General features: G+C 52.9%; 36 protein-coding genes and 1 tRNA gene. 17 read left to right on the top strand and 20 right to left on the bottom strand.

Annotation, left to right across the window (positions count from 1 at the left end; translation table 11 throughout):
• Window positions 1-2 precede the first annotated feature (2 nt).
• From ACKPCT_RS02325 to ACKPCT_RS02260, 14 genes are all read right to left on the bottom strand, one after another.
• Window positions 3-263: a hypothetical protein gene (locus tag ACKPCT_RS02325; RefSeq protein WP_319568253.1), complete on the bottom strand. Its 261-nt coding sequence runs from the start codon at window positions 261-263 to the stop codon at window positions 3-5.
• A 457-nt stretch (window positions 264-720) separates the two neighbouring features.
• Window positions 721-912, bottom strand: a complete 192-nt coding sequence (locus ACKPCT_RS02320) for a hypothetical protein (RefSeq protein WP_319568252.1) — start codon at window positions 910-912, stop codon at window positions 721-723.
• A 161-nt stretch (window positions 913-1,073) separates the two neighbouring features.
• Entirely contained in the window at window positions 1,074-1,895 is an 822-nt protein-coding gene (gene nusG, locus ACKPCT_RS02315; RefSeq protein WP_319568251.1) for a transcription termination/antitermination protein NusG, read from the bottom strand.
• Complete coding sequence (locus tag ACKPCT_RS02310; RefSeq protein ID WP_319568250.1) at window positions 1,867-2,958, bottom strand: helix-turn-helix domain-containing protein; 1,092 nt, start codon at window positions 2,956-2,958, stop codon at window positions 1,867-1,869. The genes nusG and ACKPCT_RS02310 overlap by 29 nt, the downstream gene beginning before the upstream one ends.
• Window positions 2,955-3,269, bottom strand: a complete 315-nt coding sequence (locus tag ACKPCT_RS02305) for a hypothetical protein (RefSeq protein ID WP_319568249.1) — start codon at window positions 3,267-3,269, stop codon at window positions 2,955-2,957. The genes ACKPCT_RS02310 and ACKPCT_RS02305 overlap by 4 nt, the downstream gene beginning before the upstream one ends.
• Complete coding sequence (locus ACKPCT_RS02300; protein WP_319568248.1) at window positions 3,266-3,673, bottom strand: hypothetical protein; 408 nt, start codon at window positions 3,671-3,673, stop codon at window positions 3,266-3,268. The genes ACKPCT_RS02305 and ACKPCT_RS02300 overlap by 4 nt, the downstream gene beginning before the upstream one ends.
• Window positions 3,674-3,749: 76 nt before the next feature.
• Window positions 3,750-3,983: a DUF6440 family protein gene (locus tag ACKPCT_RS02295; RefSeq protein WP_319568247.1), complete on the bottom strand. Its 234-nt coding sequence runs from the start codon at window positions 3,981-3,983 to the stop codon at window positions 3,750-3,752.
• A gap of 124 nt (window positions 3,984-4,107) precedes the next feature.
• On the bottom strand, window positions 4,108-4,527 hold the full coding sequence (locus tag ACKPCT_RS02290) for a hypothetical protein (protein WP_319568246.1): 420 nt from the start codon (window positions 4,525-4,527) through the stop codon (window positions 4,108-4,110).
• A gap of 1 nt (window position 4,528) precedes the next feature.
• Window positions 4,529-4,789 carry a hypothetical protein gene (locus ACKPCT_RS02285; protein WP_319568245.1) on the bottom strand — a complete coding sequence of 87 codons (261 nt, stop codon included), beginning with the start codon at window positions 4,787-4,789 and terminating at the stop codon, window positions 4,529-4,531.
• Window positions 4,779-5,012 (bottom strand): hypothetical protein, encoded by a 234-nt coding sequence (locus ACKPCT_RS02280; protein ID WP_319568244.1) that lies wholly within the window; start codon window positions 5,010-5,012, stop codon window positions 4,779-4,781. The genes ACKPCT_RS02285 and ACKPCT_RS02280 overlap by 11 nt, the downstream gene beginning before the upstream one ends.
• Before the next feature lies 1 nt (window position 5,013).
• Window positions 5,014-5,640 (bottom strand): hypothetical protein, encoded by a 627-nt coding sequence (locus tag ACKPCT_RS02275; RefSeq protein ID WP_319568243.1) that lies wholly within the window; start codon window positions 5,638-5,640, stop codon window positions 5,014-5,016.
• A gap of 3 nt (window positions 5,641-5,643) precedes the next feature.
• Window positions 5,644-6,225, bottom strand: a complete 582-nt coding sequence (locus ACKPCT_RS02270; RefSeq protein WP_319568242.1) for a hypothetical protein — start codon at window positions 6,223-6,225, stop codon at window positions 5,644-5,646.
• Entirely contained in the window at window positions 6,222-6,398 is a 177-nt protein-coding gene (locus ACKPCT_RS02265; RefSeq protein WP_319568241.1) for a hypothetical protein, read from the bottom strand. The genes ACKPCT_RS02270 and ACKPCT_RS02265 overlap by 4 nt, the downstream gene beginning before the upstream one ends.
• Window positions 6,398-6,913 (bottom strand): hypothetical protein, encoded by a 516-nt coding sequence (locus ACKPCT_RS02260; protein ID WP_319568240.1) that lies wholly within the window; start codon window positions 6,911-6,913, stop codon window positions 6,398-6,400. The genes ACKPCT_RS02265 and ACKPCT_RS02260 overlap by 1 nt, the downstream gene beginning before the upstream one ends.
• Before the next feature lie 583 nt (window positions 6,914-7,496).
• On the opposite strand from ACKPCT_RS02260, the gene ACKPCT_RS02255 reads away from it, so the two are divergent.
• Entirely contained in the window at window positions 7,497-8,345 is an 849-nt protein-coding gene (locus ACKPCT_RS02255) for a helix-turn-helix domain-containing protein (RefSeq protein ID WP_319568239.1), read from the top strand.
• A gap of 40 nt (window positions 8,346-8,385) precedes the next feature.
• On the opposite strand, the gene ACKPCT_RS02250 is transcribed toward ACKPCT_RS02255, so the two are convergent.
• Window positions 8,386-9,141: a hypothetical protein gene (locus ACKPCT_RS02250; protein WP_319568238.1), complete on the bottom strand. Its 756-nt coding sequence runs from the start codon at window positions 9,139-9,141 to the stop codon at window positions 8,386-8,388.
• Between the two features lie 209 nt (window positions 9,142-9,350).
• Here ACKPCT_RS02250 and ACKPCT_RS02245 point away from each other — a divergent pair, with 209 nt between their 5' ends.
• The 8 genes from ACKPCT_RS02245 to ACKPCT_RS02210 all read left to right on the top strand — a co-directional run bounded on the left by ACKPCT_RS02245 (window position 9,351) and on the right by ACKPCT_RS02210 (window position 13,040).
• Window positions 9,351-9,779: an HNH endonuclease gene (locus ACKPCT_RS02245; protein WP_319568237.1), complete on the top strand. Its 429-nt coding sequence runs from the start codon at window positions 9,351-9,353 to the stop codon at window positions 9,777-9,779.
• On the top strand, window positions 9,772-10,098 hold the full coding sequence (locus tag ACKPCT_RS02240; RefSeq protein ID WP_319568236.1) for a hypothetical protein: 327 nt from the start codon (window positions 9,772-9,774) through the stop codon (window positions 10,096-10,098). The genes ACKPCT_RS02245 and ACKPCT_RS02240 overlap by 8 nt, the downstream gene beginning before the upstream one ends.
• Window positions 10,095-10,340, top strand: a complete 246-nt coding sequence (locus ACKPCT_RS02235) for a hypothetical protein (RefSeq protein WP_319568235.1) — start codon at window positions 10,095-10,097, stop codon at window positions 10,338-10,340. The genes ACKPCT_RS02240 and ACKPCT_RS02235 overlap by 4 nt, the downstream gene beginning before the upstream one ends.
• The gene (locus ACKPCT_RS02230; protein WP_319568234.1) at window positions 10,337-10,546 is read left to right on the top strand and encodes a hypothetical protein; all 210 of its coding nucleotides are present in this window, start codon (window positions 10,337-10,339) and stop codon (window positions 10,544-10,546) included. Before ACKPCT_RS02235 ends, ACKPCT_RS02230 begins: the two co-directional genes overlap by 4 nt.
• Before the next feature lie 621 nt (window positions 10,547-11,167).
• Entirely contained in the window at window positions 11,168-11,425 is a 258-nt protein-coding gene (locus ACKPCT_RS02225) for a DUF2312 domain-containing protein (RefSeq protein WP_319568233.1), read from the top strand.
• 236 nt (window positions 11,426-11,661) lie between these two features.
• On the top strand, window positions 11,662-12,069 hold the full coding sequence (locus tag ACKPCT_RS02220; RefSeq protein ID WP_319568232.1) for a hypothetical protein: 408 nt from the start codon (window positions 11,662-11,664) through the stop codon (window positions 12,067-12,069).
• A 132-nt stretch (window positions 12,070-12,201) separates the two neighbouring features.
• Window positions 12,202-12,675, top strand: a complete 474-nt coding sequence (locus ACKPCT_RS02215; RefSeq protein ID WP_319568231.1) for a DUF2829 domain-containing protein — start codon at window positions 12,202-12,204, stop codon at window positions 12,673-12,675.
• A 200-nt stretch (window positions 12,676-12,875) separates the two neighbouring features.
• A complete protein-coding gene (locus ACKPCT_RS02210; protein ID WP_319568230.1) occupies window positions 12,876-13,040 on the top strand; it encodes a hypothetical protein in 165 nt (54 codons plus the stop codon).
• Here the strand turns inward: ACKPCT_RS02210 and ACKPCT_RS02205 are convergent.
• The 4 genes from ACKPCT_RS02205 to ACKPCT_RS02190 form a co-directional block, all read right to left on the bottom strand.
• Window positions 13,024-14,367 carry a DUF6538 domain-containing protein gene (locus tag ACKPCT_RS02205; protein WP_319568229.1) on the bottom strand — a complete coding sequence of 448 codons (1,344 nt, stop codon included), beginning with the start codon at window positions 14,365-14,367 and terminating at the stop codon, window positions 13,024-13,026. The genes ACKPCT_RS02210 and ACKPCT_RS02205 overlap by 17 nt on opposite strands.
• Window positions 14,368-14,502: 135 nt before the next feature.
• Window positions 14,503-14,588: transfer RNA gene (locus ACKPCT_RS02200), tRNA-Leu, on the bottom strand.
• Between the two features lie 212 nt (window positions 14,589-14,800).
• Complete coding sequence (gpt, locus tag ACKPCT_RS02195) at window positions 14,801-15,295, bottom strand: xanthine phosphoribosyltransferase (protein WP_090074881.1); 495 nt, start codon at window positions 15,293-15,295, stop codon at window positions 14,801-14,803.
• A 60-nt stretch (window positions 15,296-15,355) separates the two neighbouring features.
• The gene (locus ACKPCT_RS02190) at window positions 15,356-16,114 is read right to left on the bottom strand and encodes a competence/damage-inducible protein A (RefSeq protein WP_090074996.1); all 759 of its coding nucleotides are present in this window, start codon (window positions 16,112-16,114) and stop codon (window positions 15,356-15,358) included.
• Between the two features lie 205 nt (window positions 16,115-16,319).
• On the opposite strand from ACKPCT_RS02190, the gene sfsA reads away from it, so the two are divergent.
• The 3 genes from sfsA (at window position 16,320) to radC (ending at window position 18,721) form a co-directional block, all read left to right on the top strand.
• A complete protein-coding gene (gene sfsA / locus ACKPCT_RS02185; protein ID WP_319568228.1) occupies window positions 16,320-17,039 on the top strand; it encodes a DNA/RNA nuclease SfsA in 720 nt (239 codons plus the stop codon).
• Window positions 17,040-17,175: 136 nt separating this feature from the next.
• A complete protein-coding gene (gene map, locus ACKPCT_RS02180) occupies window positions 17,176-18,006 on the top strand; it encodes a type I methionyl aminopeptidase (protein ID WP_090074879.1) in 831 nt (276 codons plus the stop codon).
• 13 nt (window positions 18,007-18,019) lie between these two features.
• Window positions 18,020-18,721: a RadC family protein gene (gene radC / locus ACKPCT_RS02175; protein WP_319568227.1), complete on the top strand. Its 702-nt coding sequence runs from the start codon at window positions 18,020-18,022 to the stop codon at window positions 18,719-18,721.
• A gap of 58 nt (window positions 18,722-18,779) precedes the next feature.
• On the opposite strand, the gene cueR is transcribed toward radC, so the two are convergent.
• Window positions 18,780-19,169, bottom strand: coding sequence for a Cu(I)-responsive transcriptional regulator (cueR, locus tag ACKPCT_RS02170; protein ID WP_319568226.1), 390 nt, complete (start codon window positions 19,167-19,169; stop codon window positions 18,780-18,782).
• A gap of 473 nt (window positions 19,170-19,642) precedes the next feature.
• Between cueR and ACKPCT_RS02165 the strand changes: the two genes are divergently transcribed.
• The 5 genes from ACKPCT_RS02165 to ACKPCT_RS02145 are packed head-to-tail and all read left to right on the top strand — an operon-like array spanning window position 19,643 to window position 23,792.
• Window positions 19,643-20,557, top strand: a complete 915-nt coding sequence (locus tag ACKPCT_RS02165; RefSeq protein WP_090074876.1) for an ABC transporter permease subunit — start codon at window positions 19,643-19,645, stop codon at window positions 20,555-20,557.
• Window position 20,558: 1 nt separating this feature from the next.
• On the top strand, window positions 20,559-21,851 hold the full coding sequence (gene livM / locus ACKPCT_RS02160) for a high-affinity branched-chain amino acid ABC transporter permease LivM (RefSeq protein WP_090074875.1): 1,293 nt from the start codon (window positions 20,559-20,561) through the stop codon (window positions 21,849-21,851).
• Window positions 21,848-22,717, top strand: a complete 870-nt coding sequence (locus ACKPCT_RS02155) for an ABC transporter ATP-binding protein (protein ID WP_090074874.1) — start codon at window positions 21,848-21,850, stop codon at window positions 22,715-22,717. Before livM ends, ACKPCT_RS02155 begins: the two co-directional genes overlap by 4 nt.
• Complete coding sequence (locus ACKPCT_RS02150) at window positions 22,714-23,439, top strand: ABC transporter ATP-binding protein (protein WP_090074873.1); 726 nt, start codon at window positions 22,714-22,716, stop codon at window positions 23,437-23,439. The genes ACKPCT_RS02155 and ACKPCT_RS02150 overlap by 4 nt, the downstream gene beginning before the upstream one ends.
• A 14-nt stretch (window positions 23,440-23,453) precedes the next feature.
• The gene (locus ACKPCT_RS02145; RefSeq protein ID WP_090074872.1) at window positions 23,454-23,792 is read left to right on the top strand and encodes a DUF6867 family protein; all 339 of its coding nucleotides are present in this window, start codon (window positions 23,454-23,456) and stop codon (window positions 23,790-23,792) included.
• The last annotated feature ends 214 nt before the right edge of the window (window positions 23,793-24,006 follow it).

Genomic DNA, 24,006 nt, shown 5'->3' with positions numbered 1-24,006 from the left:
GGTCACTCTTCCCTTATCAGCTCGATCATCTCTTCAGATAGGACTTTCAGCGCACCAAGCATGGCATATCCGCCCTGAGAGCCTGCCCGCCAGCGGCTACACTTGTCTTCTGCGTGATAAGCAACGCATGCAAAGCCCTGAAGATCTCCAGAGCGAGCACAAGAGAGAAGGCCTTCGAGCCGATCAATCACGTCTTTCTGAATTTGCCCTGCCTGAGGCACTGGCCCTCCGTTCAGAGCTATCACTTTTCTATCGTCTGACATTCTCTTGACTCCGCTCCAACTGATCGCCCTAAACAAACAAGAACATTTAGAGAACAAACGCAAAGTTTTTGATATAAGTTACCTACGCACTCGTACAAATATACAAACATATCTGGCACAAAACCGAAACATTCGATAAACACGATAACCTATCAAAAAAGGCCCGATCCGAAGACCGAGCCTATATTCCTTGACGGGTTTCCCCGCCAGCCCTGTATTCAGGGTCTTAATACCCGATAACCGGGGTACTTATGTTTGTCCGGGCCAGGCGCTACTCCGGCTTTCAGTGGTTCCCGATATTTGCTCGGGCTTAACACGATTAAGCTGATTTTGTTTTCATACACTCACAGCTCTTGATACGTGCTCTAGCCTCGGGACGGTGCTCGAGTATGTTTCGATCACTGATACCGACGTAGTGCTTCTGCTTTCAGCACCGCCGGACAAATTCTCATCCAGCCTATACGGAATGAAGTAATGGTTCCAAGCGCTCCGACAGATACCAATCTTCGTCATCACCAACCACTACCTTTAAGATAGTGCCAAGGCCAGATTCTTGCACCTCGACGACAGTGCCCACTCCATCAAGGAATTTGCTTTTGTCTTCCAAATCGCGAATACGGACCTTAATTCCCAATTTTAAATTTTGCATGCTGCGCACTCCCCGGCGAACACCAAGGTTTTTCACCACTCTCTGAGGTCCAGAGCTGGCTGCAGCTTTGCGTCTGCCGGTCTGCCTTGCTGAGGGCAGCCTCCTGACGGTTCCAATAAATCCCCAAGAAGTATTGAGGAAAGCCGCATTTAATAAAATAGCTAACTCACTCTCTCGATCTTGTCAATATCAACACGAGCCTCAACGCTGCGTCCAAAGATCTCGAAATCAACCCATGCATGCTTCTTATCAAGCTTGGTGATATCAACGACAAAGCCATCATAAACGCCATCAACGATCTGAGCCCTATCTCCTACTGCAAATTTCTGCAGATCTGAGATCTTGATCGGTTTGAAGGTGGAGTTGTTATCGTCAATGAATTTTCTCATTCTTGCCGCCGAAATAAAACAAGGGATACCGGCAAAGCCATACACATCCCAAATCGTCCGAGGGGCAGAATAGAGATCCTGCCAGCGCGGCTTCTCCCTCGGCATGGCAAAAAGAACCGTTCCTGGCATGAATGGGGTTGCCAGCCTGGTCATATGCTTTTTTCCAGCCCTCTGCTTGCGCCTGAAGCCGTTCACATCCTTGCGCTTCACTTCCAGTGGGACATATGTCGGAAACCCGCGTTCGTGCAAAAAGACCTGACCTTCAAGCGTTTTGTCTGCATCACAGCGGCCAACGAACCAGACCAGAGTTTCATCATGCGTGGCAAACTCTCCAATCTTGCTCATATATCGCGATTTCACCTCGTGAAACAAACGGGACTGCTTGACAAGCCCTTGCCCTTCAATCTCTTTCAAGAGATCCAGCTTCACGCTGATCAATTTTGTTTCTTCTGTCATTATTCCCAAGCCTTCTGCTTCGATGGTCTTGGGTGAGCCGGTTCTGTTGGTCTTGTCGGGCGGGCTTTTGCCTCTTCCCGATTGGCTTGGCGGCGCTGTGCTTGCGTCGTCAGCCTGCTTGTTTTGTATCAGCTTCATAGCCAGGAGGCCAGCGGGAGCGCTGAAAACAGCCTTCTTTCCTGTGTTCAACGTTGAAGCTTGAGAAAATCGCCGATCGTTTGTGAGAACACCATGCAACCCATTCCGGCGACCCCTTCTCGATAAACACAAACTGCCCCGCCTGCCTTTTCAGCGCGGCTTGCTCGTAGCTCTGCCAGCGCTTCTGGCGGATGTAGGTCGTCAAATGCGCCTTGGGCTTGTCTTGCTGGAACGCCTTAGCGTGCTTCAGCGCCAATCCCTGATCTGCCATGCTCAACCGTGCCCATGGTCGCCTAGCTCGCTCGAAGCTATCGCCCAAAGCCAGCAACCAGCCTTCACAAAGCTTTTCCCAATCTCCATCTGCCAGTGTTGCGGGGTGTGACCTTGGATTGGTTCCTGCCGCTCTCGGGTTGTCACCAGAAGCTCGTTGGTTTGTCCCAAGGGCTCTGGGATTGATCCCCATTTCCCTCGGCGTCTTCCCAAAATCTTCAGGCTTCAGACCAGCCTGCTTCATCGCCTCAGCCCGATCGAGAGGATCCAGTTTCATCAATTCACTAAAACTCAAATCAGCCAGCGCAGCGTCCACCCCGCCAGCAAGGCGGGTTAGGGTGGTTATATTTGACGGTTTAAATGACGGTTCATTATGGGGGTTCACCATTGAACCCCTCCCCGGTTCACCTGTGAACCCCTCCCCCGGTTCATTTTGAACCCCTCCCCCCTCTGTTTGTTCTCCAGATGTTCTAGAGGGGTTCATTTTGACCCCCTCTACATCTTGTGCATATAAATCGGGGTTATGGCCTACATTTACCCAGTAGTAATTGGTCGCACTAGCGCCGTTTTCGCGCTCGCGATGTTCTACGGAAAGCAAATTGAGGTCAGAGAGCTCCTTGATAGCCCTCTTTACAGTGCTACGTGAGGTACTGGCTTTTGACGCAATGGTGTCAAGCTTTGGCCAGCAGAAGCCGTCATCATCGGCACTATCTGCCAGAGCCATTAGAACAAGCTTTGTCATGCCCTTCACGCACTGGAGTTCCCAAGCCCATGTGGAGACCTTGACACTCATTCCGACCTCCTCACTTCATCTTGACGAATGTTAAGTCTGAGCTTTACTGACTCTCCGTAAAAAAGACTTGGTTCCTCATTTTGTTCTTCCAGAGAAATTTCGATCTGGCCACCAGAAATCAGCCCCGCAATGCCAGTCCAAGCCTCAAGGAATGACACGCCGCAGTCATCTGACAACTTGTTCATATCGACTTTAACTGAGACTTGATCTTCACAAAAACCGGCATCATCCGCGATCATAACCAAACACAATTTTGCCAAGGGGCTAGTGCATTTTTGCTTTTTGGCCCACGCAACTGCTTGAATGCTCATTGCAATACAACTCCTTCCGGCATGTGTTCGATCATTGCCGTCTTTTCCATCTCTTTCACCTGCCTCCAAACCTCCTTGAGGCGGTCAGTCGGTACAAATTCAGGGATCAACGATGCATTGTCTCCGAGAATATGAAACTCATGGCTTGGAAAGTTCACCCAACTTTCGGGGCAGCCTGGGATGCGCGTCTCCCATCCACTAGGGAAGCCAAACAAAAACTGTCTTCTGCACTCCATGCATTCATTTTGCCCAAAAGTGATAGTCTCATGGAGAAAACCACACCATGGGCAACAAACACCGTTGGAGAAGCAAGGGACTGGAGGTGGGATCTTGCCCAGCGCTGCGGCGAAGTTCGCCATATGCCAATCCGAGAGGGATAGCGCATGATCCTTTTTGTTGCTCATACCCCTCCCCCCAACTCTCCACGCAATAGCTCTGTGGTTACTTGCTTCAGCTCTTTTCTTGCTGCTGGAGCTCCCATCACCGAACCTCCCGTTGCTCTTCTATGCAAACTTGCTTCCCGTCAGCATCGAGTCTTGGAGTAATACCGCCTGACCAGGTACCGAGATACTGACAGCCAGTTTTGTAGTCTGTGTAGACTGTCATGCCTGACTTTTTTGCGCCGTTGCTGTCATCAGATTTGGTCGATGGAGACACAAAGCCAATGAAGCAGATGAAAGCAATCGTGCCAAACAGATAGAAAATCGTTTCCATCACTCACCGCCTTTCATCGTCTTGAGGTAACGGGCGTAGGCAAAAGGGAGTTCTGCTAAAAATGAAACATGTTCGCGGCATCCTCTGGGGGCGACGTAACTGTAAGATGTTTTGATGAACCAGATCATGAGTCACCGCCTTTCAGGGCTTCTCTGGCAAAAGAAATGCGCTTGGTTAGCTCTTGCCCGACTGCATTATTTGGAATGGAAAACGAGACAGTGAATGGCTCCATAGAACCAAGACGCTTGAGTGCCTCTTCCAGAGCTTTATTCCGGTCAGCCACAGCTTGCGCTGTGTCTCCCTCTTTATCGCGCTCTTCGTTGCCAGGAGCAGCTTTCCTAGGCATGTTGTTCCACCGTAGGACGGCAATATCTCGAGTAGGGGCAAACGGCCCCTCTACCCCGCAGTTGCAGACGATATTGTATTTCTCCGTCTCTCCGCATTTTCTTGTCGTTTGCAGGTCTAACGTTTCGAGCTCTTCGTCCGACTCGTTCCACCACATCCCACCGCAATAAGGGCAATCTTTGATCGAAGTTTCGTCCACCTCATTCCCTCCCCTCGATTTCCATCATGGCCACCGTGTCGATAAAGCGCCCGCATTCGCCAGCGGAAGGAAAGGCAAGGCCAATCGTCTCCCTGTTGCCAAGGCCGCTCTGCACATAGCTGAATAGAAGGATTGAGCCTGCATGCCGCTTGAACTTCGCATCAGGGCAGTTGCGCCAACGGTCGAGCCCATCTGCTACGCTTTTGCAGATGACAAGCTCACGCTTGCGCGCTTCCTGCCGGAAAGGTCTCTCATTTCGCATCTTTGCCCTTCCCCATCTTCCAGTTATGAATCCCGCGGAACAGCTTTGAAGCATCATCTCCAAGCTTCAGAACATCGCCGATATGCTGCGTGAAAACCGAGCCGATATCTGCCGAATTACCCTTTGCGTCCATCAGCTCTTGGCAGGCATCAAGAAAGGCCTCATTCGTGACCAGTCCGATCTCATTGGCGCGAATGACAATGTGTTGGTGATAGATGGTCATGCTACCAATCTCCGCACAGCTTCATCAATGATTGGCCCCATTGATCGGCCATGGCGTCAGCGATACCGGTAAAGAAGCGGGAACGCTCCTTGGCTCTGTCAGGCCTTGGAGGCATGCGATGCACCCGCGCTGTGCGCCCTTCGACAATTTCGGTAGGCACCAGATCAGGCAGGTTGCGCAGCCAAAGGCAGGTACGCTTAACCTCGCCATGACCAAACTGCCAAGGCTGGATTGATTGGCTGAATTCCTGATAGTTCGCGATCAGCTTTTTGGCGTGCTTGTGCATCACCGGGTTTTCTACCGCGATATGCGGAATTGGCGCGTTCCAGAGGTCTGAGAATAGCTCTGCCCCCTCCTTCAGCTCCTGCCACATCTGATCCAGTGTCTTGCCCTTTGGTGGCTTACTCAGCCAGCGCACGCCGCTGTTACAAAGCCGGGTGCAAGGCGGGTGTGCCACGATCAGGCAATCCCACCCCTCGCGCAGCACGTCACGCACATCACCTGTAATGTGCCTGTTTGGTCTGCTCTCCGTCGGTAGTAAATCGCAAGACCATGCGTCATGGCCACGATCGAGAAAGGCATTTCGTACAATCCCGGAAAACTCGCAAGCGACAAGAACCTTAGCCATCCCTTACCCCTCCCTATGCATGAATTTGAGTTCCGGTGTGCCCTCATAGCCCTGCTCCCAGACGTACCAGGCGAAGTCCTTCTTCCCGCCGCCCGGCTTTACATTTGCTTCAATCACCGGCCCCGGAGGCATCGACGGACGGGGCGATAGGATGTAGACGCGCCGTAGTGGCGTAGACGGAAAAAATCTGGCCCTTGTCTCGCTTGCCAGCCATTGCAGGGGTAGCAAAAACGCCACCTTGCCATCAGCAATCCCGAGGGCATGCCGAACGAAAAGTTCTGCGTAGCTAAATGGAGGATTAGAAACGATGTTGCGGGCTCTCGGGCGCTTGCAGGTCCGGAAGTCAAACAATTCATCACAAAACCCAGATCTGCAGACGATATCGCTACCGGTGACAGGATAACCAGCAGCGTCGGCGGAATAGAGCACCCGTCCAAGACCGCAGGAAGGATCCCAGATACCGCCTTCAAATGCCTCTTCCTCAAACAGGCGCCTGTTGCACCAATAGGGCTCTACATACCAGTCTTCAGGATGCCGCTCCCAAAGATGTGCATTCAGTTCCTTCTTTTCAGCCACGGCGCTCATTCTGAAAACCCTCTCACAAGAGGAAGCGTCACCCGATTGATGACCTGATTGCTGCCAAGCTGATAGACAATCTGCGGGCGCCCATCACGGTCCTTATCGCGGGTTTTGGTCCACCCATGCGTGGAGCCGCTAGGCCCGAGCACTGTTCTGATAGATTGCTGCCGCTTGGCCATTACTTCGCCTCCAACATCCGCTTGATGTTGCGATTTGCCACTTCTTGCAAAACAGCAAAGGAGTCCTTGGCTTCCCCCGATTCCTTTGCGATGCTCCGCCAGTCATCGAGTGTCATTTCGTCTTCGCCTTCCGCTTCTAGAATGGCTTCGTGTGCTTCAGCGCTTTCCTTGACGCTGCGGCGCATGAGGGTCCGGAGGTTTTCACTGCGCCCGCAGTTGCGTTTCACGAGGTCATAGCCTTGAATGTCAGCCAACATCATCGTAAGCGACGGATGATCAAGCATGGCTTCCATCTCAACCACGATGTCGAGCGGGATCATTAGCGGGTCGGCCTTGTCCTCATACCGCTTGATCTGGGTTTCGCTCACCCGCGTTACAGCCGCCAGAGCTTTCCGCCCCCGATGTCCACCATGGCGACAAAGCCGCATCAGCTGCGCCACGCGCTCGGAAATCTCTTCAACATCTTCTTGCGAGATCAGGCGCTCGCTTCCGTCCTGGTTTACTATCGCGGTCATGGCTTCCACCGTTGCTTTTTGCCGTTGGCATGCCGGTGACTGGCCGCCTCTGGCGTGGGATAAAAAACTCAGGCCCAAAGAGTGAGTTTGAGGCCTGAGAGTTGGAGGGGCTCGCGGAACCGGCTCACCTCGAAAGATTGCCCGGCTGATCCTTGGGGGCTGGTGTGGGGGCCAGATCAGCCGGGCGCTGCGGACAGAAGGTCCGCCGCATTCAGGTCGGAGAGGCAGGCAGGCGTAATGCCAGAAGGAGCCCCGCCTCTCCGTCGCGCTCATGATTAGTGCAGATCATGAGCAGCGCTTCACTGGGTGATGCATCCCAGCGATTGAATTAGGGTGATGACTATGCAGCTGGGGCTTTGTCCTCGATCGCCACCGATGGGCGCGGAATATCAGAAGGCCATTCGACAGTGGAGGGCCAGTGCTCTGAAAATGCCGCGATCGCTCCCTCATACCGAGATGGACTAATCACGCTTCCAGACTTGAGCCTTGGTAGTGATTTGCTATCACCTAAGAAGCGTCTCGAAATGGCGGTCAACGGCTTGCCGGAATGCTTTGAAAATGCCTCAGCTAGACGGAGCAATTTGTGTTCACGATAGATCATCATGAAACAAATATGGGGAAACTTCCTCTATTTGTCAATCTGAAAAGCACACAAAAAGAGGAAACATCCCCATCCTCAGAAGGGAAGTTTGCCTGTAAAGTGGCGAGCATGGAAAACCCTGTCGCAAAACGCATCCAACAGCGCATGGATGAGCTGAATTTAAACCAAACTTCCGCCGCACGAAGAGTCGGGAAGACTAGGGAGCTATTGCGCGGCGTACTGACAGGCAAAGCTAGGCTCCCTACCGCAGATAACCTGAAGCTCATCGCGGAGGCACTGGAAACGAGCTCAGAATGGCTCCTGGAAGGTAAAGGCCCAAAGGAGGTCCGTGAGATTGGTTCAACGGTTGAGTTCGATCCACGTCCCTTTGCCACCGAACAAGCGTTGGTGCCAGAAGTTGGTGAAGTGGCCGCCGGTGTCTGGCTTGAATATAACCACCATCACAATGAGCCTGGCGAACGATTGGGGCCTTTTCCTGTTGATCCGCGATATCCTGCTGCTGCGCAATTCTCTGTTCGTGTCCGTGGAACGAGCATCAACCGTGTGGTGCCTGATGGTGGGTCTCTACACTGTGTTGCGCTGTTTGAAAGCGGCCTCAGCGAGCAAGACCTGACAAATGGTCAGCTAGTCATAGTCAAGCGCACCCGCATGCAAGGCGGGCTGTTTGAAACCACAGCAAAGCGCCTACGCAAGAATGGAAGTTGGGAGCTTTGGCCCGATTCAAACGACCCCAATTGGCAAGAGCCTATCAAGGTTGAAGACCTTCACGATAGCGAAGATGAGACAGTAGAAGTCATGGCCTTTGTTATTGGGGCTCATTTAGTTCCGTAAAGAACCCACCCCGCCACCGAGCGGGGTTTTCTTTTGCTTTTCACATCCGCCCAGTTCTGCCGGCAATGTCGTCCAGCAGAGCGAATAGCGCAGGAGGCCAAGCAACACCTAGATTTGCGGATTTTACAGCCAACTCTCGAACACGAATAGCACTAATTGGGCCTTGAGCATCGAGCTCGTAATAGGTCTCCAGCATGGACATGGCCAATTGTCGCTCGCGCGTGCTAGGGTGAGACAGCCCAATTAGCATTTTAGCAAAGCGTGAAGTCGCCATTAGCTTTGGGTACACATAGATTTCTTTGAAGAATGAAAACATCTCTGAAGCTATTAGGCATCGGACCAAGGCTCTATCCACTCTTTCTGACCTGAATGGAAATGCGAGATATTCACCGGCGCATTGCTCCATATCGCTCCTCATAATTTCCCTCACTTTACCTGCTTTTAGCTCATCAATCGAAGGTCGAAGAGCTGGAAGATAATTAAACTGTTTTTCAAAGCTATCGTCGAAAGGATCACCGACGATAGCTGCAAAATAATCTAAAAATCTGACAGTTTCTTCGAACAACAAGTCTTTTAATTGTTCGCTCGAATAAGCATGAGACAGCGCATATTCTCCAGCCACTTTCATAAGATCCTCACTAAGTAGCACATGATGGCTTCTACGAAAGCTTTCCCTGTCCTTGGGTTCGACCCCATACAGCACATACTCTTCGATATGTTCTCTTATCAGTGCATCAAGCTCCAAATCAGTCATCTCTGATTTAACGTCCAATTTGCTCTGCTCAAGATCGGTCATTCTTGTTGCTCGCTAGGCGCAAGCCCCCCCTCTGGTTGCCAAATCAGCTTACACAATCCTTTTCTATTTTCCAGCGAGTCGCAAAGAAGAAGGGACACTCTTTCAACCGACAACGTTTCTTAGGGTGGGGAAGTTTCCTCATTTTATATTGACAGGGGAATATTCCCCACCTACACTACCCCTATCGAACGCAACCGATGGGGGTTTAAATGCTTGCCGCAGTCGCTACCGAACAGACAGCTGAAAAGCTTGTTACGAACCGGTCCGAATTCTCCAGAAAGACAAAAGCTGAAGCCTTCCTTCGCGATGGTGGCTGCTGCGTAAAATGTGGCGCCAAGCTGCATCCGGATACGACTGAATATGACCACATCAAGCCTTGTGGTCTGGATGGCGATAACTCCCTCGATAACTGCCAGTGCCTCTGCTGTGATTGCCACAAGGGCAAAACCAGAGCCGATGTAAAGACCATCGCCAAGGTCAAACGCATGCACAACAAGCATGTTGGTCTCGAAACACGACGCAAGCAGAAGATCCCCTCTCGCCCCTTTGCTGGTTCTCGCGCCTCTGGCTGGAAAAAGAAGCTGGATGGCAGCGTGGAGCGCAGAAGTTCGAGCAAGGGAGGGCGGTGCAATGTCTGAACCCGTCTTTATTGGCATCGATCGTGCCGATCCTGAAAGCGAATGCACAGTCTATCACGCCGTTGAGAGTGCCGATGATTGGGATGCGCCATACTGCGCCATTCAGGACATGCTCGACATTCTGGAAGGCGAGATTAACGAGGCGCTCGTTGGTCTGCCCGTCACTTCCACACTCCGTTGCGCTGCAATTCTGCAAAAGAATAACGCCTTCAGCACGACGAGGGATCGCATTGCCAACCTGATCAGGGTTGACCCACGAAATCCGAACAGTCCGTTCCATTGCAGCAATCAAGCAAACCAGAAAGCCCAAAAGCCATGAAAAGCATATTCCTCAGTCAAGCGATCGCATTCTTGTTTGGCGGCACCTACTCCTCGGACATGCCAAGGCACAAGCAGGCCTATGACTTGATTAGCACAGTTGACCACACGCGGAGCACATCCCGCCCAAGGCGTCTGAAGCGCCAGAGCAAATATATCCCGGCTGGTCCTAACCGGAACTGCGGCTGGAATGGCATCAACCCGAAGATGAAGGCGCGCTTCGACGCGGAGCAAGCATCATGATCACCATCGAAACAACCGTCACTGGCGGCCAGATCGCTCGAGACATGCTCGGCGATGAGGAAGAGTTCTTCTACTTCCTCGAAACGATGGGAACGCATGCTTCGGACCGCTTCATTGGAAGCTTGTCAGATTATGCCGGCTCAACGGAAGCCGAGCGCATCACCACCCTTTGCAACAAGATCATAGGCGCTCTCAAGGAGGCCTAACCAATCCCCCGGCAGGGATAACCCCAAAGACATCAACAAAGCCCTGCAGCGCATTCCGCGCACTTCCTGCCGGGGCATCCAATCAGGAGACAGGCAATGTATTGCCCGAGAAAAACACCAGCACACAAGGAAGTCAGAGAGCTAATTGCATCCCTGCGCTATTTACCAGAAGCGATCCTTGTAATGAGCGGCCCCTTCGCCTGTCTCCTGTCCCTTTTGCTTTTCACTGGGAGAATTTGACCAATGGCCGAAGCTGTCGCTTTCTCAAAACATCTCACTCATGAAGACTTGCTTGATCACGTTCGCAAGACACAGATCGGACAAGCCCACTTTGCTGGAACCGGACCGTATGGCCGCACCTGCAGAGAGTGCAAGCACTTCTATTGCAAGAACAGAGAAGGTGAGCCAGCGCCTTTCCGTTACCGCGGCGATGAGAATGAGCCAAGCAGCCCGGACAAGGTGACCTACCTTCAGCCAGCCCTTTGCAATTTTCCAATCCCGAATAAAGCAGAGGCCCTCATTTCGCACTCTTTGGAGGCCTGCCGGCATTTTGAAGAGTGCTCTACCCCCCCCTCAGAGACGCGCAAAGACCAGCGCTACAAAGTCAATAGGAGCGAATAGATGTCAAATACAGGTGGTGTAGCGGCTGATCAGCTGCGGGCTTTTGTCGAGCGCATAGAGCGCCTGGAAGAAGAGAAAAAGGCCCTCAACGACGATATCAAAGACGTTTACGCCGAAGCCAAGGGCAATGGCTATGACGTAAAAACCCTTCGGCAGGTTGTCCGTATGCGCAAACAGGACAGCAACGAACGGCAGGAAATGGAAGCCCTGCTCGATCTGTATCTCCATGCCCTCGGCATGGCTCCTAGCTCGGAGTAAACCAGATGGTTGATGTTCGAATCCTAACCTTCAAAGATGAAAGCAACCCTCAGCTCTACGCTTGCGGGAAATGTGGTCAGGTCTATTCACCTCGCGGCTTTGCAGCAAGCGCAGAGCGCTGTCACGCGGCAGCCAAGGAACTTGCTGAAACCTGCTGCCAACCTTGTCGCTGCAAAGAGTGCGGGGCCGAGGTTCAAAAATACCAAGTCATTTGCCGCGCCTGTCATGAAAAGCAGATGTTCGAAAATGCAACACTCACGGATTATTCCGAGTGCGAAGACGTTGTCTGGCTTGATGGTGGCGACGGCGATATGGGCGAAGGCTACTTTTACGACATCGATTCCTATCTTCAGCATTGCGAAGATGAAGGCATCGAACCGCAAGAATTTGTTTTTGCAACAACAACGAGCCACATCCATATCGGCATTGACGAAATATTGGAGCGCGCCTGCGAAGAGCTCTATGAGGGAGCGATTGACGATGTTGTCGGCTATCAAGACCTCTACAAGGCCATCAAGGCATTCAATGAGGCCCAGACAGCCGTCACCTACAACTGTGATGTGACGCGCAAGATCCGCGTGCTGAGCGCGGAAGCTCAAAAAGGCCCCCACCAAGAACAACCGAGAGCGAACCCACCGCGATGAAGCGCGAGGCACAGAAGCCAACCGTGGAGCGATGCTAGTAGGCCGCATGGGGCGTCCATGCAGGGAGAACGCCATCTCCTATCAGGCGTGACAGCCGGGAGAGTACCGGCACCCCTTAAATTGGAGAGAGAAATGGAACAGTTTTTCGGAACAAAGCACATTGCAGCAAGGCCGATGACGCGGCTCGATTACAATATCTATCGCGGATGGGATTTGCCCGCGGACGAGGACGGCAGCGACGATGGCTATCTCGTTGAGTACATGGATGGTGGCAAACCAAATCACCCAGATCATGAAGGATATATCAGCTGGTCACCTAAAGAGCAGTTCGAAAACGCCTATCAACCGACTGGCCGCATGAGTTTCGGGCACGCTATCGCGGCTCTCAAAGAAGGCAAGAAAGTCGCCCGTGCTGGCTGGAACGGCAAGGGAATGTGGCTTGTTCTGGTCAATTCTGCTTCATACGATGTGGGTGGGCGCACCCTCGGGCCTGTGAACGTGGAAATGCTCCCTTGGATTGGCATGAAGACCGCAGGCGGCGGATTTGTTCCTTGGCTAGCTTCACAGACCGATATTCTTATCAACGACTGGATGATCGTCGAATAACCCCTTTGCGGTGCCGCACCTTTCACCGGACCTTCCTGCAGCGGGCCGGTAGAACAAAGGCCAGTCTCGTAGGCGCGCAAAAATGGGTGGCACTGCAATGCCACCGAGCACCGCAGACCATGAGCACAGTATGCCGTGAAAGACTGGCAAGCAGGAATCGCCCTTTCGGGCCACCGAGTAACCATTAAACAGAAGTGACAATGAAACAGCAGGAAAACATCACAGCAGAGCGGATACATGCCGCCATTGTGAAGCTGGCTCAGATCCACAAGATCGACCCGCATCCTGCACACTATTGCCTTCTTGCACGCATGGAAAAAGAATACGAAGCCATCAGCAAAGACCCATTCAGCAAATATCTTTGATGGTCGCCGGGTCAAACGGCAGCTCTATCTTTTTCACCGCTTCCCACTTTTTCTTCAGGCTCGCAAATGAGCCATATTCTTCCCGATCGATATCATGACCCATCAGGTATTTACGCATTTCAACATCCGTGTCAGCTTCCTTCATACGGTCCTCAAATGTATGCCTGATGCTATACATCGATTGACCATCATCGAAGAAATGGTTCTCTCTGCAGAATTTGTTGAGTGTCGTTGATAGGCCCTTACGTCTCGGTCGATAATGCGGGAACCCGCCGGCCTTCTCTGCTATCTTCGCGGCGGCCAGTGAAATGCCGACCAGCGGCAAGATGCGGTTAGAATGATCCGTCTTCACTGCGCGCCCTTCTCGCTCGAAAATCATCACATGCGGATAATCTCCCTCAAGCCTGAAGTCTTCCGCTTCCAGCGTGGCGAGTTCGCTCATTCTGGCACCCGTTTCTATCATCATGTAGGTGATCAGCCGGGCTTCGCGATTCATCTTCTGGAACGCCCCAGGCATCAAAAACAGCGTTTCAATCTGCTCCACCCGAAGCGGAACACGCTTGCCCTTTTGTTTCTCACCAAATGAGAAGCCGTCGAAGGGGTTTTGATGGTCCTCTCCCACATGAGCCCAATAATCCTTCAGCAAAGAGCGCAGATTGCCGATATGCCTGTTTGCATATTTTCCCGTTATCTTGGTTCCGCTTTTGCCAAGGACGCGATCTTTCCAATAGTTGAAAAAAGTGCGCCCGTCCTCCCTGCTGATAGCCCCGATCGGGATATCTCCGCAAACATCCACAAACAGATCAATGGACATCTGCTTGAGTTTGATCCAGTCCTCTTTGCCTTCCTTGTCTTTTCTCGCCAGCTCAGCCGCCCGGATCTCGTTGCGCAGCACCTTGAAGGCATCAGACAAGCTCACATCTGGCTTTGAGATCCGGCCAAGCAGTGCATCGGCATTTGCTTTGCTGTAGCCCTCCCCTGCGGGCAAGTCTTCAACGCGCCGAAGAATGTCCGAAATGTCTCCGCCAGTTGCCAACTCTGATGCCGGAACATACTTGTAACTGAGCGCAAGAGCCCGATTGATCGCCTGCTCATAGCGGCGTGAGGCCGTATCCGTTGTTTGCCCATCTGTGCGCATGTCAGCCCACAGGGCATCGTCTGCGCGCTCCATGGCGTCGCGCCGGATGCGAGCTTCGGCCAAATCGGATGTTTTCAACCGCTTTCGGATATATTTCGCTGAATAGTGGGAGGCAAGATCAATAGGCACGCGCCGGACATAATACCAGCGCTTCCCGCGTTGCTGCAGGAACCGGTCTTCTCGTTCCATCTTCTCCCCCAATGATACCCAAAATGATACCCATTTTGATACACAAAATCACGAGAGAGGACAAGAGACAAAAATCAGAACTTAAGTTAAGACGCTGATTTTATTGCGTTTTATTTGATATTTTAGGGGAAATTTTGGTACGGGCGGCGGGAATCGAACCCGCACGGCCTAGGGCCTCAGGATTTTAAGTCCTGTATGTCTACCAATTCCATCACGCCCGCGAAGGTTGGTCCGCTCATTGCTAATGTGCATCTCCGCCAATTGCAAGCAATGGCTTTTATGCAATCCACAAGCCATAGATCCAAGGCGAGATACATCGCCACAGCGCAGGCATCGCCGCAACAAAAAAGCAGCCCTATAAGGGGCTGCTTAAAAGCATAGGAGTTCACAACACTCAGGCCACACCGAGGCCAGAGCAAAAGCCATTCAAAGCCTATTTCGCGATTGGCGCCTGGAATTGCAGGCCCATATCCCAAGGGAAATAAATCCACGTATCCTGCGAAACCTCGGTAACAAAGGTATCCACCAGCGGACGCCCCTTCGGCTTGGCATAGACCGTTGCGAAATGGGCCTTCGGCAGCATGGCCCGCACCACTTTGGCGGTTTTGCCGGTGTCGACCAGATCGTCGATAATCAGGACACCCTCGCCTTCTCCCCCTTCCACATCGATGACAGACGCATCAATCGGCTTGAGAACCTGCATCTCACCCTGATTTTCATAATCATGGTAGGAAGCGACGCAGACGGTATCGATCATCCGGACTTCCAGCTCACGGGCAATGATGGCCGCAGGCACAAGACCGCCACGTGTGATGCAAACAATCGCCTTCCATTCGGAAACGCCTTTCAGACGCCAAGCCAGCGCACGGCAGTCCCGATGGAATTGTTCCCAATACACCGGGAAAGCGTTGGAGGATGGTTCGGACATGGTGGTGTTCCTTTTTCTTTCCTTTACGAGTGCGTTTCAACTCATTGAGGTCGGGCAACGTTAGACCTGCGTCTGTTTCTGCCCTTTTAATGTTTGAAGCATGTCATGCACTGCCTTGACCGCGTTGTCCAGATCTTCCCGCGAGCGAGAGCGCATAACGATGTTCGTTGCGAACAGATCTTCGCGCATATAGGGGTAAGACCCGATCACCACATTGGGGTGATCCTTGGCCAGATCCGCCAGAGGACCGGCAACAAGGCCTTCTCCCAAGCCGCTATCAATGGTCTCGCTCAGCACTTGCGCATTGGTCTTCAGCGTTGGGGCGATTGCATCCATCATGGCTTGCATGACAGAGGGTACCCCGGCCATGACATGCACATTTTCCAGCCGAAATCCCGGCGCGCTGGAAACTCTGTTTTCAATCAGATCTGCACCAAAGGGAATGCGCGCCATCCGCTTGCGCGCTTCGTTGAATTCCATATTTGGCGATTTTGCATAATGCGCTTCCAGTATAGCCATGGCGCGCGGATCATGATCAATGCCCACGCCGAAGGCCGCCGCCATGGCATCTGCGGTGATATCGTCATGGGTCGGCCCGATGCCGCCGCTGGTGAACACATAGGTCCAGCGGGCCCGCAAGGCGTTGACCGCTTCGACGATCGCATCCTGATCGTCGGCCACGACACGCACTTCCTTGAGATCGATGCCCAACTGGGTGAGATAGTCCGCAATGAATCCGATATTCTTGTCCTTGGTGCGGCCGGAAAGGATTTCGTCACCGATTATCAGAACGGCTGCCGTGATCAACTCTTTAGTCATTGCTCTATCTCTTTCATTATTGCGTTCAATCTCAAACCGAACCACTCCCAATGAGAAAATGGACCACCCGAAGGCCCCTTTGGAGCTTTTCCATTCAAGAGGCGCAATTTTGCCACTCTCTCTGCACACAGCAAGATAGCAAAAACGCCATGCATGCTTATAGTGCGAACTGATAGTGACCGAAAGCCAAAAGCAAAGCCATAACATGAAATTTGAAAAGCCACTCATTCCGGGCCGACTCATCCAGCGCTACAAGCGCTTTCTTGCCGATATCGAGCTGGACGATGGAACAATCATAACAGCCCATTGCGCCAACCCCGGCTCCATGCTGGGCCTCAAAGACCCCGGCACCCGCGTCTGGCTGTCAAAATCCGACAATCCCAAGCGCAAGCTGGCCTATAGCTGGGAACTCAGCGAATTGGATGATGCCATGATCGGCATCAATACCAGCCATCCCAACCGCATCGTCGAAGAGGCTATTCGGGCAGGACATGTCGCAGAGCTTACTGGCTACGAAACCCTGAGGCGCGAGGTGAAATATGGCAAGAACAGCCGCATCGATATTTTGTTGCAGGATGAGGGCAAACCCGATTGCTATGTCGAGGTCAAGAATGTGCATCTGTTGCGCGAACAGGCGTTGGCGGAATTTCCCGATTCGGTGACCAAGCGCGGTGCCAAGCATCTGGGCGAATTGGCCGACATGGTCGAACAGGGGCATCGCGCCGTGATGCTCTATTTGGTCCAGAGAACGGACGCTAATCGCTTCGCTCTGGCAAGCGACATCGATCCGGCCTATGCGGAAGCCTTCCAAGAGGCAACGGGCGCGGGCGTGGAAGCCATCGTCTATCAGTGTGACATTTCACACCAAGAGATCAATCTGACCCACTCCATCCCCTTTGCTAAAGAGGTGCAGGCAACGAATTAAGAGCTCCAGCGTGCGCTGGCCACATCGCTAGGACGCGACAAGTGACCAATCCCTCCAAAAATTGTTGATTCCGGTTTGCACAATTGCTCATGGGGGGATATCCATAGAGAAACAACTGATTTCGGAAAGACCTGAGATGGTAAATTACATTGATGCCAATAGCGCCCCTTTGCGCAACACCGGAGATATCCGCCTTTACAGCCAAGAGGATTTCGAAGGTATGCGTCGCGCCGGGCAACTGGCAGCACGGGCTCTGGATGGTGTCGCAAAACTCGTCAAGCCGGGTGTTCCAACCAAGGTGATCGACGATTTTATCCGGGACTTCGGGGAAGAAAACAACGCCCTTCCCGCCACGCTGAATTATCGCGGCTATAGAAACTACACCTGCACATCCATCAACCATGTGGTTTGCCATGGCATTCCCAATGAAAAACCACTCAAGGAAGGCGACATCGTCAATGTCGACGTCACCTATATTCTGGATGGTTGGTATGGCGACAGCTCGCGCATGTATCCGGTGGGAGAGATCAAGCGCGCACCGGAACGTCTGATCGAAGTCACCTATAATGCCCTCATGATCGGCATAGAGCAGGCCAAGCCTGGCAAGACCACTGGCGACATCGGCGCTGCCATTCAGGAATATGCCGAAGGGGAACGCTGCGGCGTTGTGCGCGACTTCTGTGGCCATGGGGTCGGACGCCTCTTCCATGACGCGCCCAATATCCTTCATTATGGCAACTGGGGTGAAGGCATCGAACTGAAGCCGGGCATGATCTTCACCATCGAGCCGATGATCAATCTGGGCAAACCGCACGTCAAGGTGCTCAAGGATGGCTGGACGGCGGTCACGCGTGACAAAAGCCTGTCAGCCCAGTTCGAACATTCCCTTGGCATCACGGAAACAGGCTGTGAGATTTTCACCCTGTCGCCAGAAGGGCTGGACAAGCCCCCCTATAACGTAGCCTGACGAGGGGCAATCAATGGGTGAGCTGAAAGGAGCAACGGCAGGCAAGCCCCATTATGTGGGACACAGGGAACGGTTGCGGCAGAAATTCCGCGAATCCGGCCCTGATGCTCTGCATGATTACGAGCTGCTTGAATTGATCCTCTTTCGCGCCATTCCCCGCAGGGATACAAAGCCGCTCGCGAAGGATCTACTTGCCCGTTTTGGCTCTTTTGCCGAGGTCATCGCAGCTCCAGATCATCTCTTGATGGAATTCCCCGGCGTCAAGCAGGCCGTCGTGACCGAGTTAAAGCTCATCCATGCTGCGGCCGCCAAATTTGCAGAGGATCGCGTCAAGGATCGTCCGGTCCTCTCATCCTGGAACTCGGTGATCGACTATTGCCGCACCTCGATGGCCTTCAACGATATAGAGCAGTTCCGCATTCTGTTTCTGGATAAGAAGAACGCTCTTATCACCGATGAAGTACAGCAAACCGGCACCGTTGATCACACCCCCGTCTATACGCGAGAAGTCGTCAAGCGGGCGTTGGAGCTGTCTGCCACTGCCATCATCATGGTCCACAACCATCCCAGTGGCGACCCGACCCCGTCGCGGGCTGACATCGACATGACCCAACAGGTCTCTGACGCCTGCGAGCGTCTCAGTATCACCTTGCATGACCACATCATCGTTGCACGCAATGGTCATACAAGCTTCAAGGGCCTGGGACTGATTTAAGTCAGCGGCGCTACTCTTCCCTCTTTCCCATTTGGAACAAAGAACCTTTAAAAACCACTCAATGTGGTTGCTCAAGATCCTTCAGGATTGCGCATTCTGCGCTCTCATCGCCCTTGCAAGCAGCAACCAGCGGCGCAAGATCTGATCGCAGCGCCTGCAATTCCTCGATCTTTTCATCAATTTCTCTTAAGTGAGCCTGAGCAATGCGCTTCACGTCAGCGCTCGCTCTGCTCTTGTCAGCCTGAAGCGCGAGCAGATTTCGGCATTCCTCTATACTGAACCCCAATTTGCGCGCTCGCCCGATCAGGCGCAGGCGGGCAAGATCCTCATTCGCATAGTCCCGATAGCCATTTTCCCGACGCGCGGGAACCACCAGCCCGATATCCTCGTAATAACGCAAAGTCTTGACTGGCAGATCTGCGATTCCGGCTGCTTGACTGATATTCATAACCAACTCCTGACCGGCCCATGCGACCCGTCTTCTGCGCCCTCGTCAATACTGACAAGTATTTGAGCCCTAGTCCCCACATCTACATAATGCATACTGAGAAACAAAAAAGTGCATGCTCATTTTTCAACCAAAAACACGACATACTCCTATGGTTTTACAGAAAACTGCCCAAAAACAAATCAAGAAGACAAGATTATCCCACAACCAACGATTATTGTGCGACCATTCACCCCATAGACCGTAGTTTTCGCGCTTAAAATTAAATCAAAAAGGGCATTTTTGATCATAATTTCATCATTTCGTCGACCTTCGCTCAATATTGACCAATTTTTGGAAGGAGGCAATTGTATCCAATCCGAGTTCTTGCTAGAAATTTAATGAGAGGAAATCTCATATAAGAACAAACAACAACATCTTCCTACCTAATAAGCGGTAACAAAGCCGCAGGGAAATTGGGAACAGCGAGTCAAATGGAATATTTTATTCAGCAGCTGATTAATGGCGTCACATTAGGGTCGATTTACGGCCTGATCGCCATCGGCTATACCATGGTATATGGCATTATTGGCATGATCAACTTTGCCCATGGTGACATCTTCATGGTTGGTGCATTCATTGCATTGATTACACTGTTGGCGGTTACTGCTATGGGGATCACTTTTCTTCCGGTAGCATTGCTGATCGTCCTTATCATTTCCATGCTCATGACATCGGTTTGGGGCTGGGGCGTCGAGCGCCTTGCATATCGTCCTTTGCGCGGATCCTTCCGCCTCGCTCCGTTGATCACGGCGATTGGCATGTCCATCGTGTTGCAGAACTTCGTTCAGGTCGTTCAGGGCGCACGCGTCAAGCCACTTCCACCACAAATCACCGGTGGCATCACCATTATGGAAAAAGACGGCTTTCTGGTTCAGCTGTCATACATGCAGATCCTGATCATCGTCACGACCGTCTTGCTGATGGCAGGCTTCACGCTTCTGATCAACAAGACCTCGCTTGGGCGCGCCCAGCGCGCATGCGAACAGGACCAGAAGATGGCCTCCCTGCTCGGCGTCAATGTTGACCGCACCATTTCCCTGACCTTTGTCATGGGCGCGGCACTGGCTTCTGTCGCAGGCGTCATGTTCCTGCTCTATTACGGTGTGATCGACTTCTATATCGGCTTCCTTGCCGGGGTGAAGGCCTTCACTGCTGCGGTGCTCGGAGGCATCGGCTCGTTGCCAGGCGCCATGCTTGGTGGCTTGCTGATCGGCTTGATCGAGACATTCTGGTCCGGCTATTTCTCCGTTGAGTATAAAGACGTAGCAGCCTTCTCGATCCTTGCCATTGTGCTGATCTTTATGCCGTCCGGCCTGCTCGGCAAGCCAGAAGTGGAGAAGGTATAATATGTCAGACTTCTTGCAAACGCGCGTTGGCGCTGCGTTGAAAGATGCAGCCCTCGCCGCGGTGATTACCCTTCTGCTCGCCTCCATCATGGTTGGCCTGCGCACCAAGACCGAACAAGGCGGCCTTGTCATTGTGGGCCAATGGGGCCTCGTCGCATGGATGGTGGGCGTCGTTTTCGTCGGTCGCCTTGCCATGAGCCTGCTCATCTGGCGCGGAAACAATCCGGTTGCCAATGCCATGAACGCCATGCTGCCCAAGCAGGATACGGTCAGCAAGATCGGCAAGCTTGTCGGTCCCCTGTTGCTGCTCTTCGCCGTCACCCTGCCCTTTTATGGCAACCGCTATGTCATCGACATGGGCATTCTGGTGCTCACCTACATCATGCTCGGCTGGGGTCTCAATATCGTGGTGGGTCTGGCTGGTCTGCTTGACCTTGGATATGTCGCCTTCTATGCGGTGGGCGCCTATTCATACGCCCTCTTCGCGCAGTATTTCGACCTGTCCTTCTGGGTCTGTCTGCCGCTCGCCGGCATTCTGGCAGCCTTCTGGGGCATGATCCTTGGCTTCCCTGTCCTTCGCCTGCGCGGCGACTATCTGGCAATCGTGACCCTGGCATTCGGGGAAATCATTCGTGTCGTCCTGCTGAACTGGTATGAATTTACCGGCGGCCCGGATGGCATCTCCCGTATTCCACGCCCCTCCTTCTTCGGGTTGGAATTTACCCGCAAGAACGGCTTTGCGGATTTCTTCGGGCTCGACTATTCTTCTATGCACCGGATCATTTTCCTCTTCTATCTCATTTTGATCCTCGCGCTGATAACCAACTTCGTGACCATGCGTTTGCGCAAATTGCCAATCGGGCGCGCTTGGGAAGCCTTGCGTGAAGACGAGATTGCCTGCCGGTCTCTGGGCATCAACACCACCAACACCAAGCTGACGGCCTTCGCATTGGGCGCCATGTTCGGCGGTTTCGCCGGAGCCTTCTTCGCTACCAGACAGGGCTTCATTTCTCCGGAAAGTTTCACCTTCATGGAATCGGCGATCATTTTGGCCATCGTGGTTCTGGGCGGTCTGGGCAGCCAGTTGGGTGTCGTTATCGCCTCGCTCGTCATGATTGGCGGTTTCGAGGTCTTCCGTGATCTGGAAGATCTGCGCATGCTCGTCTTCGGCCTGCTGATGGTCGGTATCATGATCTGGAAACCACGCGGCATTGTCTCCAGCAGGGCACCTTCAGTGTTCCTCAAGGAGAAGAAATCCGTATCCGGTGATCTCGTTGCGGAGGGTGAAGGATGACCACTTGGCAAGACAATCCAATCCTGACCGTTGAGCATCTCACCATGCGCTTTGGCGGTCTGGTCGCGGTCGACGACCTCTCCTTCGAGGTTGGGCGCGGTGACATCACGGCCCTGATCGGCCCGAATGGCGCTGGCAAGACAACCGTCTTTAACTGTGTCACCGGCTTCTACAAGCCAACCGAAGGGCGCATAACGATGAAACGGGAGAACGGGCAGGAGTTTCTGCTGGAACGCATCCCTGATTTCGAGATCGCCCATCACGCTCGCGTTGCCCGGACCTTCCAGAATATTCGACTGTTCGGTGGTATGACCGTACTGGAAAACCTCATGATCGCGCAGCACAACAAGCTGATGAAAGACTCGGTCTTTTCGATCGGCGGCATCTTCGGCATCAAGTCCTTCCGCAAGTCCGAGAATGCCTCGGTCAAGAAAGCGACCGAGTGGCTTGAGCGTATCAATCTGATTGATCGTGCTGATGATCCGGCAGCTGACCTGCCTTATGGCGACCAGCGTCGCCTCGAGATTGCCCGTGCCATGTGCACCAATCCCGAGCTATTGTGCCTTGACGAACCGGCTGCCGGCCTCAACCCGCGAGAGACCAGCGAACTCAACGGCCTGCTTCATTCCATTCGGGATATCGACAAGACAGCCGTTCTGCTCATCGAGCATGACATGTCCATGGTGATGGAAATTTCCGATCACGTCGTGGTTCTTGACTATGGCGTCAAGATTTCCGACGGCGACGCAGATTTCGTCCAGAATGATCCGCGCGTCATCGCCGCCTATCTGGGCGTTGATGACGATGAAGTCGAAGTTGCTGAAGCCGAAGCCAAAGTCGGGCAGAAAGAGGGAGCCACGTCATGAGCGATATCCTCCTCAGCCTAAAGGGCGTAAAAACCTACTATGGCAAAATTGTTGCCCTGCGCGGTATTGATCTGGACGTTCACCGCGGTGAAATCGTAACGGTCATTGGCGCAAACGGCGCTGGCAAATCCACCACAATGATGACCATCTGTGGCGTTACGCGCGCTCGCGAGGGTCAGATCATCTATGACGGTGAGAATATCACCACTCTGCCAACCCACCAGATCGTCAAAAAGGCCATCGCTCAGTCCCCAGAAGGACGCCGCATTTTTGGCCGCATGACGGTGCTGGAAAATCTGCAGATGGGAGCGGCTGTGATCGACTACGCGCATTTCGAAGAAGATTTGCGCATGGTCTATGACCTCTTTCCCATCCTTGAAAAACGCCAGAGCCAACGTGGCGGCACCCTTTCGGGTGGCGAACAGCAGATGCTCGCAATCGGTCGCGCCCTCATGGCCCGCCCGAAGCTTCTCATGCTGGATGAGCCGTCTCTGGGGCTTGCGCCCCTCGTGGTCAAGCAGATTTTCGAGGTGGTCAAGGAACTGAACGAGAAACAGGGTTTGACCGTTTTCCTCGTCGAACAGAACGCCTATCACGCTCTACGGCTTGCACATCGTGGCTATGTCATGATCAACGGCCAGATTACCATGTCGGGTGGCGGCAAGGAACTTCTCTCCAATCCAGAAGTCCAGGCAGCCTACCTTGAAGGCGGACGGCATTAAGAGAGGAAAGTTCAATGCTTTGGGAAGTTTCTTTTGGAACCCTTCTGCTGGTTACGATTTGCCTTGGCGGCGGCGCCGCATGGATGGCTGGGCGCGCCATTGCAAACACCTGGAAGCCAACCTCGCAGATCATTAGCTACATGATCCTGCTGGCCGCCGGCGTCAGGTTCCTGCATTTTGCCCTATTTGAAGGCACGTTGCTTTCGCTTCACTACTATATTGTCGACTTGATCATTCTTTTGATCATTTGTTGGCTTGGCTTCCGGTTCACCCGCACCAACCAGATGGTGAGGCAGTATCATTGGCTCTATGAAAAAGTCAGCCCGCTCACATGGAAAGAGCGCAAAGGCTAAGCCAGTTTTCATCAAGATTGATGGTGGCGGTCTGCGCCACTGTCCTACCGCAGCAAATCGTGGGGGTATTTGTCTTGCATTGCTGTCGGGCCAAATGAGGGAGGCCATTTCATTCCATTGTCAGGAGAAATAGCCAAACTCACATGACCGTAAGGTTCAATAAAAATCGCACCAGAATAGCTGTGCCGCCAAAAAACAAAGGCACAGCGGAACA

The sequence above is a fragment of the Cohaesibacter marisflavi genome (assembly GCF_963665895.2).
In the GTDB taxonomy this organism is placed as follows: Bacteria; Pseudomonadota; Alphaproteobacteria; order Rhizobiales; family Cohaesibacteraceae; genus Cohaesibacter; species Cohaesibacter marisflavi.
The sequence above is the reverse complement of the archived record's forward strand: the minus strand, read 5'-3'. Positions and strand labels throughout refer to the sequence as shown.